The sequence below is a fragment of the Dysgonomonas sp. HDW5B genome, assembly GCF_011299335.1.
Lineage (GTDB): Bacteria > Bacteroidota > Bacteroidia > Bacteroidales > Dysgonomonadaceae > Dysgonomonas_A.
Map to the genome: position 1 here is coordinate 1631678 of NZ_CP049858.1, position 11211 is coordinate 1642888.

General features: G+C 36.7%; 8 protein-coding genes. 3 read left to right on the plus strand and 5 right to left on the minus strand.

The features are described from left to right. Nucleotides 1-9 precede the first annotated feature (9 nt). The 4 genes from pdxB to G7051_RS06640 all read right to left on the minus strand — a co-directional run bounded on the left by pdxB (nt 10) and on the right by G7051_RS06640 (nt 6770). On the minus strand, nt 10-1122 hold the full coding sequence (gene pdxB / locus G7051_RS06625; protein WP_166199127.1) for a 4-phosphoerythronate dehydrogenase PdxB: 1113 nt from the start codon (nt 1120-1122) through the stop codon (nt 10-12). A gap of 40 nt (nt 1123-1162) precedes the next feature. Then, nucleotides 1163-1852 carry an ABC transporter ATP-binding protein gene (locus G7051_RS06630; protein WP_166199128.1) on the minus strand — a complete coding sequence of 230 codons (690 nt, stop codon included), beginning with the start codon at nt 1850-1852 and terminating at the stop codon, nt 1163-1165. A gap of 8 nt (nt 1853-1860) precedes the next feature. After that, a complete protein-coding gene (locus G7051_RS06635) occupies nt 1861-6330 on the minus strand; it encodes a translocation/assembly module TamB domain-containing protein (RefSeq protein WP_166199129.1) in 4470 nt (1489 codons plus the stop codon). Between the two features lie 80 nt (nt 6331-6410). Further along, a complete protein-coding gene (locus G7051_RS06640; RefSeq protein ID WP_166199130.1) occupies nt 6411-6770 on the minus strand; it encodes an arsenate reductase family protein in 360 nt (119 codons plus the stop codon). Nucleotides 6771-7272: 502 nt separating this feature from the next. On the opposite strand from G7051_RS06640, the gene hemG reads away from it, so the two are divergent. The 3 genes from hemG to G7051_RS06655 all read left to right on the plus strand — a co-directional run bounded on the left by hemG (nt 7273) and on the right by G7051_RS06655 (nt 10294). After that, nucleotides 7273-8634: a protoporphyrinogen oxidase gene (gene hemG, locus G7051_RS06645; protein ID WP_166199131.1), complete on the plus strand. Its 1362-nt coding sequence runs from the start codon at nt 7273-7275 to the stop codon at nt 8632-8634. A gap of 121 nt (nt 8635-8755) precedes the next feature. Continuing rightward, on the plus strand, nt 8756-9412 hold the full coding sequence (gene upp / locus G7051_RS06650) for a uracil phosphoribosyltransferase (protein WP_166199132.1): 657 nt from the start codon (nt 8756-8758) through the stop codon (nt 9410-9412). Between the two features lie 69 nt (nt 9413-9481). After that, the gene (locus G7051_RS06655) at nt 9482-10294 is read left to right on the plus strand and encodes a ThiF family adenylyltransferase (protein ID WP_166112801.1); all 813 of its coding nucleotides are present in this window, start codon (nt 9482-9484) and stop codon (nt 10292-10294) included. Nucleotides 10295-10468: 174 nt separating this feature from the next. On the opposite strand, the gene G7051_RS06660 is transcribed toward G7051_RS06655, so the two are convergent. Beyond that, on the minus strand, nt 10469-11137 hold the full coding sequence (locus tag G7051_RS06660) for a hypothetical protein (protein WP_166199133.1): 669 nt from the start codon (nt 11135-11137) through the stop codon (nt 10469-10471). Between the last annotated feature and the right edge of the window lie 74 nt (nt 11138-11211).

Below are 11211 nucleotides of genomic sequence, written 5' to 3' on the forward strand. Positions count from 1 at the left end.
ATTCAGCATTTATTTTAGTATAAAGCCTAATTTCTGCAACAGAGCTTTATCTGCATCGTTATATACATTCTTAACTGTATAACTTAAGTACTCACGACGAAGAGGATAATTACCACGCAAGGTACTAAAGGCATACGGGTTGCTTATTAACCGATTGTGATCGTCTGTGGGATCATAGGTAATCAAAATAGCTTTTTCTAGCTTATTTCCATCTAAAACAGCCCAATCTATAACAGAATTTTCGACCTGAGGTATGACTATTTTACTAAGGGGTTCTTTAGATAAAGCCCAAAAGTCGGCAATAGACGCTAAAGACATTCGGGTAGCATTCCCTTTTCCATCAGCTGAGTAACCCGCAATATGAGGAGTTGCAATATCCACCATATTCATGTAATCAAGATCAATAGAAGGTTCTTTTTCCCAACAGTCTATAATGGCTCCTGCTATCTGCTTATCGGTTAATGCCTTTTTTATAGCAGTTGTATCAATAATCGCACCACGGGCAGCATTTATTATTATGGGTGTTTTACCCAAGCTTTCGAAAAACAGCTGATCTGCCAAATGATAAGTAGCGTGTTCGCCTTCGCGAGTAAGCGGTGTATGAAATGTAATTATATCTGCCTCTTTTTTGATAGTATCCAGATGTACGAATTCATTGCTTCCTTCAACTTTTTCGCGAGGTGGGTCATTTTTTAAGACACGCATTCCTAAAGCTTCACAGACTAAAGCTACTTTTTTACCAACATTGCCTACTCCTACGATCCCTATTGTTTTATCTTTCAATAAGAATCCTTTCCGCTGAGCCATAACAACCAAGACTGAGGCAATATACTGTTCAACCGAACCGGAATTACATCCCGGAGCATTTGCCCACTTGATATTATGTGCATCACAATACGCTGTGTCGATATGATCATAACCTATCGTTGCAGTACAGATAAGCTTCACACTAGAACCTTCAAGCAAATCCTTGCCAAAGTGTGTTACTGTACGCACAATTAAGGCATCTGCTTCTTTAATGGCTTCTTTGGTAAAGTCGGCTCCCGAAAGATAAGTTACCTCTCCATACGACTCGACAACGCCTTTTAAAAACGGTATATTTTTGTCTGCTACTATTTTCATTTTTCAACTAAGGTCTCAGACCTTTTTATAATTTACTAAATCATTTACAATGGGTATAGAAAAGGTCTCTGATGGACAATACCTCTTGGGCTTTACCATCAAAAACCAAACTTCCTTTATTCAGAATAAGATAACGGGAGGCAATATCGGATACATCATCAAAGCGGTGAGATGAATATAAAATCACTTTTGATTTACCCAACTCAGCAATAAGCTCTATCATTTTAGCATGTTGATTAGGATCCAGTCCGTTAGAAGGTTCATCCAGAATCAAAATATCCGGATTATGGATAAGGGCTTGAGCAAGTCCCACACGACGCCTATTTCCATTAGATAAAGCGTGTATCTTCTTATGATACTCCGATTCGAGACTTACGGTTTGAATCATTTCGTCGACGCGCTTTTTAACCTTCGAATGGGCCAGGTAAATAGAAGCTGCATATTCAAGGTATTCACGCACATACATATCTTCATAAAGGGGATTGTATTCAGGTAAATAGCCTATGTTCTGCTTTACCTCTTCCGGCTTCGCTAAAATATCTTGTCCGTCAATTAATACACAACCTTTAGTCGCAGAGAGAACTCCTGCAATAATATTCATTGTTGTACTCTTGCCTGCTCCGTTAGGTCCCAGAAAAGCAGCTATCTCTCCTTTCTTCAAACTAAAACTCACATCATGAAGAGCCTCAGAGTTTGCATAACTTTTAGATATATTTTGAACTTCTATCACTTCAATAATTATTTGGTACTTTCGGTATGCACTTCCTGAGCAGGACGTTTTCTTCTCTTCTTAAATACTTGAAATAGTTCTTTTAACCTCTTTGCTTCTTTGGTATAAACAAGACCTATCCCTTGGGTTGTAGGTGCTTGTCTATAGAGTCGCTCATTGGTTCTATTAAAAACTTTAGCCTTTATATTACGAGTCAGGGCGTATGCAATATCGAAGTCTCCAATAAATGAATTATCGGCGTTTGACTGATCTGTCCGATACCCCACATTACTGTTAAATTCTAATTTGTCTTCCAGAAATTTACGTGACAAACTAACGGTCATATCCATATCAGAGAATGATCCGTCATTCGAAGAAATATTGGTTCCGATAGCCCATTTATCACCCAAGGCATTCCCTAACAAAGCATTTAAGCCGTTAGACAGTGCACTCGAAGCTACACTGGTTAGAATTCCGTCAGCCATGTTTCCTCCTACTGAAGAGCCTTCTGAATGGAATGAACCTGTAGCCACAAGGAAAGCAAATTGTATCGTTTTCTGGTTATCGGTAGCAATCATACTCCTTACACGCTGCCTTGTCTCATCAGGGGCATCGGGTAAAGTTATATTATAACTGACATCCATCTTATCCATATTCCCCTTAATAATCAACTCACAATCGACGTTTACACGTGACGGGTTATTCGCGTCTTCACCAAAGCTTCTATCTAACGTAGTAAGGTCAGCTCTTACTCTCCGATATGCTGTAATGTCAAAATTAGTTTTCAAAGGATCTCCATTAAATACCAGCTTACTACCCTCTCTGATTTTAAACTCAAGGGTTTTTATATTCTGTAGCCTCAGTCTTACAAAACCATCCGAAACCGTGTAATCTCCAAAAGCATTCATTGCTTCAGACCTCATATCATATGAGAATTTAATCAGTCCGGAACCTTTTACCTGCATAGCATCTCCTGTGAGCGGGTTAATTATAACACCCATCTGAAAATCGGGCGTAACTGTCAAATCGACTGACAAGCGTAGAGGTAATGTCTTTTGAATTTCTGTTACAACATTGTCCAGATTATCCTGTTCAGGGACATTTATATAAACAATACTCTGATAAACGGTAGCTTGAGAAGTTTGAGGAATTTGTACATTCAGAACTGAATTACGTCCATTTCTGATCTTCATCTTCACATCAATCAGATCATCGGAGCCATTTACATTCACCGTCCCACTTGCAAATACCTTCCCATAGAATAAACTATCGGTTCTACTCGCTGTATTTAGCACCAACAGATTATTTAAGTTCATATCTAATGAGTATCGCATATCTTCAAAATTCGTATGCGTCACCAGTGCATTTAGCGTCCCTTTATTCTTATAACTATCTTCGATAATAAGATTATCAAAACCAATCTTATTAGGTTCGATTTGTATTGTATCCGAAATATGATATGTTACATTGGTGTAATCAATACCCACATATGCATCGTTTACACCCAACCAACCATCAACTAAAGGTGCAGTAATACGTCCCTTAATATTCAAGCCGGTACTGATACTACCCGAAGCTTTATTCAGCATATCTGCAACAAATGGCTGTACCCAGGCAATATCCAATCTATCTAAATTTAATTTTAAATCCAATGAATCACGGGTCGGATATACCCAGCCCCGCAACTGACTTTTAGAGCCAACTTTCTGTAAATCGGCTTGGAGACCAATCGCCCCAACCTCTTCACTCCAATAGCTTTTTACTGAAAGATCTCCCAGAGTATCATTGAATATGATAATATTCGAGAGAGCCATATTATTGGTATATAACTCAGGTGTCCCCAAGATATTCATTACCCTTATATCTCCATCGGCAATTGCACTCACATTCTTGACATCAAATGCTTCAAATATATCTCCAAGATGAGCATTAAAGAATGATACATTCAGCGTATCGGTTTTCTGATCGGAGATAACGCCGTCAACTCCGAAAAATCGACTTAACATCCTGTTATTACCTACTGTAATTCCAAAGTTCGAGATTGTAGTTTTGACTCCTTCATTTACAATTTCGGCATCCATCAGAGACATTTTGAGTTTGCCTACATTCAAATCGCTAGGCAATAAATGAAGATAAGAGATAAGTTCCCCGCTTTCAGACATTCGCAGGTTTGCCAAGGCTTTTACACTGCCGTCGAAACTGAAGCTTCCGGTATCTGTTTTAGCTGTTAACAGGGCATTAATAGTATCTGATTCTATATTTGTATTAAGACCTACTTTTATTCTTTCTGAGCCATTATAAAGAATTGTGTTACCCACCAGATTCATCAATGTATCGCTATTCCCAATATCAATACGCGTATTTTGAATACTTAACTCTCCGTATTCAATGAGTGGCACATCTGCCGTAGCTTTAAATATATTTTCTTTCGTATTTACCAATCCACTTATTATCATCGGCTTAACAATATTAGCCGGAAGATCGAAAGTACGACTCAGGTTTTCAGTATTATCTAATGTAAGACTAAACCTGAAATCATTTTGCATACTTCTTTGACGATAATATTTGGGCTTAGGAAATATACCCGGTAGGTATTGATTCATTATAATACCAACTTCATCCGATAATGTCATAAAATTATATTGCCCCTCAATACTTGCGTTCAATAAAGATGAATTCAGGGTTATAAATTTTCTGGACTCATCTGTAAAGCCGGCCTTCAATTCTATTTTACCCGGAATAAAAGATAAGCTATCTCGTGAAAATACAAAGTTCTCAACGATCACATCTCCTTGTATTTTTGCAGGATCTAATCCGATGATATTACCTTTCAATTCGAAAGAGAGTAATGGATTCTTCCATTGTAAGCTGTCAATAAACCGATCGACCTGTAGCTTCTCGACACTCATATCAATATCAATTTTAGGAATCCTATCTTGAGTCATATCGGCTTTTGCCTCAAACTTTCCGGCAGGGAGGTCGGCTTTTATCCATGCTCCCATTTTTGCCGCATTATAATAGGCTGTGAAGGGAATATTATTATAATTCTGCCTATGATATTGCAATGAGTTTACCTGCCCTTTCACATCTGCACGTAGCGATTGTCTGGGTGTTTGAGATGCAGTCAGATTCAAATTCATAGACAAACGCCCCAATTCGGGATTAGCTAATAACCCTCCCAAATTAAAGTTTTGAGTTTGTAATCGGGCTTTTACATTATAATTTTGGAAAGTAGTATCAACCGAACCTGTGGCTAACATTTGTATAGAACCTTGTTTAGCCCATGCCTCAGCTTTTATATTCAGATCGCTCAGTTTACCATGAAGATTTCCGGTAAGCCTGATATCTCCTAAAGTTTTCAACATATCGGGAGCTGTGAATGTTGAATCGCCTAACTTGGCAAAATCAACAATTGCATCGGGAGTAATCTGGAAACTGGTTATATCCAAATTCAAATCTGCCAGATCGTAACGTTCGTAATTTGAAATCGAGCCATTAGCTTTTATATTAGTATCATCACCATAACTCAGCAATAAGTTTTCGATATTCACCAAAGGCAGTTTACCTTTGATCGAAGTCTCCAGGATAATATCATTTTGTAAATACTTCAAACCGGGCATAAACGGATACAAATCGAGCTTCGATAATTTCGACTGTTCAGTTACAAGAACTACTTCATTTGTTGACAGATTATAATGTGCCGATGGTATTTTCAATACTGAATTAGGGAGGCTCAATGATGCATCAGATAAATAATAGGTAGTGTTATCTGAAGTCAAATGTGCTTTCAGCTCCGTAATCTCAATACCTGTTTGCTCTTTAAGTGCGAGTGATACTAATGTTATATTAAGATTTTCGGGGTCTATGGAAGGTAATTTCAAATTGGCATTAAGCTCTGATATATTTATATGTGAAGCATTAAATATTCCCGGCGTTATTGTATCTGAAAGAACATCGTATTTAAGCCTCGCATTTTTAAGGGTGACATCAACAATGTCTATAATCAAACTACTTTTTGTTGTATCGACTACTGTTGTATCACTGCTGCTAAAGGCATCTATTATAAATTGAAAGTTAAAATCAGAACTCGATGTTTGTTGCGATAAATTAGCGGTAACATCCTCCAGTTCTATTTCATTAATCAATAATTTGTTTCTCAACAAAGACCATGGGCTGATATGAACATCTAAATTTCCGGCATAAATAAGAGTATCTTTTGCCTGATCTTCAACATATACCCCTTTTAAGTTCACATGATTGAAAAGCCTGAGACTAACTGCATCTATCCTAACTTCGGTTTTTAAAATTGTTCTTAGTTCACCCAAAGCAAAATCAACCAGTTTACGCTGAACTGCAGGGATGGATAAAATACCGTATAATATGATAATTAATGCAATAAAGCTTAATATTATATAAGTTAAGCCTTTAAACGCTTTCTTTATATAATTCTTTTTCTTTAGAGGCTTATTAATCTCTGTTCCTTTCTCTTCCTGATCCATACTTTAAGGTCTGAAGCCTATTTTTCCCTTTGGCGAATATTTCCCCTAGGCTGTTATAACTCAATAATATCGAGAAAATCTCATTTCAAACGGTCTGCCCACTCATCTTCTTTAAATCCGACAAGTACACAATCATCACCGATGACCAGAGGGCGTTTTACAACCATCCCGTTAGAAGCCAATATTTTAATGAGTTCTTCATTGGATGCTGTTTTTACCTTTTCTTTTAGATTCTGTTCTTTATAAACATTTCCGGATGTATTGAAAAACTTACTTATAGGTAACTTACTTCTATCGATCCAAGTGGTTAGCTCTTCGACTGTCGGATTATTTTCCACTATATGCCGACTTTCTACTTCTATATTATTTTCCTTAAGCCATTTTGCCGCTTTCTGACAAGTACTGCACTTTGGATATTGTAGAAATAAAATTTTGTTCATATCTGTATATTTTATTAATCAAATTGTCAATTGTATTATATAACTGGGCTAAACACTATACGCAAAGTTAAATTTTCTTTCTTATTTTCTCTCAAATGTAAGTTAATAAGTACGAGGAAAATTTATCGTTAGAGCATCGGATATCAAAAAAAGAGACCGGCTTATAAGTAATATATTCCGGCTTATTACGAATAACTAATCAGTGCATTTTCAGCATTCAAGTAACAAAAGAATATGCGACTCTAAATCACTATATCTGGTGATTGTCTCATTCTCTTTATTTCATTACTTTTACTAACACTTTTAGCGAGCGTATTGTTTGCATAAGTAAATAAAACAGCTATAAAAACCTATAATCTGAGAATTTAAGTTCTCAGAACAATTTATTAGTTTGATAAGTAAAGCAAAAATAGAGAATTATACTCTTTACATGTTTCCTCAATTATTTTCTTTTACTTATCATTAAAAAATTACTTTTGTTTAAAGATCAAAAAACTGTCAAATGAAATACGATGTCATTATAATTGGTGCGGGATTAACCGGACTAAGTACTGCTTTTTATCTGAAACGAAAAGGATTCAATATTGTTGTCCTCGAAAAGGAAAATCGTACAGGAGGATCTATCCGTTCGCATAACGAAAATGGATTTGTATTTGAGGAGGGACCCAATACGGGAGTAATAGGTAATCCGGAAATTGCTGAACTTTTTGAGCTTTTAAACATTCAACCCGAAATTGCTAATAGTGATGCCGAAAAACGACTTATACTAAAAAATAATACATGGCATCCTCTACCTTCGGGAGCTGTGGGTTTTCTGAAAACACCCTTGTTTTCATTGGCTGATAAGATTAAGATTACATTTGAGCCATTCAGAAGGAAAGGTACTGATCCGGAAGAAACGATTGCATCACTTGCTTCCAGACGAATTGGTCGGTCTTTTGTAGACTACGCAGTTAATCCTTTTATATCAGGGATATATGCAGGTGATCCAAAGAAGCTTGTCACCAAATATGCCCTTCCCAAGTTGTATAATCTGGAACAGAATTACGGCAGTTTTATAGGGGGAGCCTACAAAAAAAGTAAAGAAATTAAAACAGATAGAGAAAGAAAAGCGACTCGAAAAGTTTTCTCAAGTAAACAAGGATTCAGTTCCCTAATTGAAAAATTAGTAGAAGAGATCGGTGCTGAGAACATTATTTGTTCTGCTGAAAAAATACGGATTATACCGAACGAAAAGCAATATGAGGTTACTTTTCTCCAAGAGGGAAATCCCTCTATTTTTACAACAGACAAAGTGGTATCGACAGTGGGGGCTCATGCTCTTCCTCAGATGTTGCCTTTTGTTGATGATTCGGATATGCTGAATATCTCAACGCTCACCTATGCCAAAGTTATTCAGGTAGCAGTTGGGGTAAACAATGAAGCAATTGATGATAAATACATTTCATTTGGAGGATTGATTCCTGAAAAAGAAAAACAGAGAATACTCGGTGTTTTGTTTCCTTCTTTTTGTTTCGAGAATCGGGCTCCCCAAGGATATTCTACTTTGGCCATATACATGGGAGGGATTCGAAACCCTGAACTATTTAACTTGAATGACAATGCTATTAAGAATATAGTAAAGGAAGATTTGGATAAGTTATTTAATATTCCACCATCTTCTATTCAATTTATGAAGATATTCCGCCATCCATATGCTATTCCTCAGTATGAAAAATCGAGTGGGAAAAGATTCGAAACGATTGAAAGAATAGAATCTCAATATCCCGGCCTAATCATAGCCGGTAACTTACGCAATGGCATCGGGATAGCCGACAGGGTCAAGCAGGCATATGATATTACCGAAAGTATGTTAAGGTCTTAGACTTTTTATTGCTTATAAGAGGTCGCAAGATACTTAATAATGAAGAACTCTAATCTTAAAAATACTTCTCACAAAGAGATTTTCATTTTTTCGATATATCTTTGTCGCCAAAATAATTGTAATGAAAGTAATAAACCTATCTGAGCAAAATTCTATCCTAAATCGTTTTGTCAGCGAAATTCGAGATGTAAATATACAACAAGACAGCATGCGCTTCCGTCGAAATCTGGAACGTATCGGAGAAATAATTGCGTATGAAATTAGTAAGAACCTTTCTTATGAAACGCAAGAAGTTCAAACACCTTTAGGCAGTGCTCCGGCTAACTTATATCAAGATCAAATCGTATTAGGAACCATACTTCGTGCCGGATTAGGTTTTCATCATGGATTCCTTAATTATTTCGATAATGCTGAAAATGCTTTTGTATCTGCTTATCGTAAATATCGTGAAAATCACGAAAGCTTTCATGTCAGTATAGAATACATTGCTTCGCCCCGTTTAGACGATAAAGTACTTATAATTACCGATCCTATGCTTGCAACAGGAGGTAGTATGGAGCTTTCGTACCATGCTCTTCTAACAAAAGGCTCGCCTAAACATGTACATGTAGCAACTGTTATTGCCAGTCAGGAAGCAATAGATTATTGCAAAGCAAAATTCCCCGATGCGACTACCACTATTTGGGCTGCTGCTATAGATCCCTTATTGAACGAAAAGGCATATATAGTTCCCGGATTGGGAGATGCAGGCGATTTGGCTTACGGTCAGAAAGATTAAGGTCTCTGACCTTTTCAGTAATCTAAAATAGGATTACGTTACTACAATTTATTATACGAAACTCTAGAAATGGGTATAGAAAAAGGAATATTCAAGCGTACGGAACTTCTTCTTGGTGATACGCTTATGAATAAAATAGCTTCACAACGGGTTATCATATTCGGTGTTGGAGGAGTAGGCAGTTGGTGTGCAGAAAGTTTGGTACGTTCAGGTATCAGAAATATTACTATTGTTGATTCGGATCGTGTCTGCATTACAAATATAAACCGCCAATTACTGGCTACTACAAAGACCGTAGGTAAGGTAAAAGTGGAAGTTTTAAAAGAACGCTTATTGGAGATAAACCCAAAAGCTGAGATTAATGCTCTTCAGCAAATATACAGTCCTGAGACATCGGAATCTTTCCATCTGGACGAATACGATTACATCATTGATGCAATAGACAGCCTTACCAATAAAATGGATTTGATACGCACGGCAACTAAAACTAAAGCCGTACTATTATCATCGATGGGAGCTGCCTTAAAAATAGATCCTACCAAAATAAAGGTTGCCGAATTCTGGCAGGTAAAAGGTTGTCCTTTAGCTGCAGCATTACGCCGCAAATTCAAGAAGAGCGAAAAACCATCCCGTAAATTTCTATGTGTATATAGTGAGGAGGTTTTAGAAAACAAAGGAGCCAATGAATCGTGTGGAACAGAGAAGTGTCTTTGTCCAAAAGCAAAGAATGGCCCCGGAGATCCTGATCTGGTTAATCACGAGTGGTGCAGTATGAAAGCTCAGATCAATGGAACTTTGGCACATGCTACTGCAATATTCGGTTTTACTTTAGCCGGATTAGTGATGCAAAACATATGTAAAGAAGAGAAAGTATCTGCTTAAAAGTAGGTAATCTAAAGACATCATACATGAAAGACCAATACCTGACAGGGTATTGGTCTTTTCTATTTTTTTAAAATAATATTAGGTCGCAGAACTATTTATTGCTTGAGTAAGCAAAACAACAAAAGATAGTGGTGCTATTCAAATGTTTGATTAAGTATTTTCTTTTACCGATTATAGAGCGGCTTTGAAAGAAAACCACTTCCACCAACTATTTTTCTTTTCTTGTACAGGGGTGTTACCATGCATTATATTATAATAAACCGCATCACTGACTACTTTTGCATCGGAAGAAAGATTCTGACCGATAGTAAGTAAAGAAGGCAAGCCTAATATTGAAGTTACACCGGAAGGAATATAACCGAGAAAAAAGTTCCTTTCAGCATGTATTTGTCCCAAAAGACCAGTTATTGTATATTCGTCCGTCATCAACTTTCGCCCCAAATCTAAACCAAATGAGTATGTCAGTGTAGTCAGCAATTTGTCAACCAGCACCACATCTACATTCATATGGTCTGATAAGAAAGAGGCAAACTCTTCTCTCTTACCAAACAAAACTGCACCGCCCAGAGCTGTTGCCGCTTCAATTTTATTAATGTCTGCGTCAGAGTCTAATAAATAAATTCCGCATGAATCATTCTCATCAGTTTTCGAGATAAAATCCTCAAACATTCTTTCTGTTTCGGCATTATCCCCTTGTGTTAAAAGTCCCCCAAATAATCCGGCAATAATCGGGTCAGATAATTTTATCAATGTTGCTTCATCTATCTCCAATTTAGTAAAAACTTCTTCCAGAAATTGAGGAGTGATTAATTGCTTAATATTTTTAAATATAAGTTCCATAAATATCACTTATTGTATATTTTGGGAACAATATTAAAAAATAATACGATGTAATTTTTATCGTCATTTGTGAA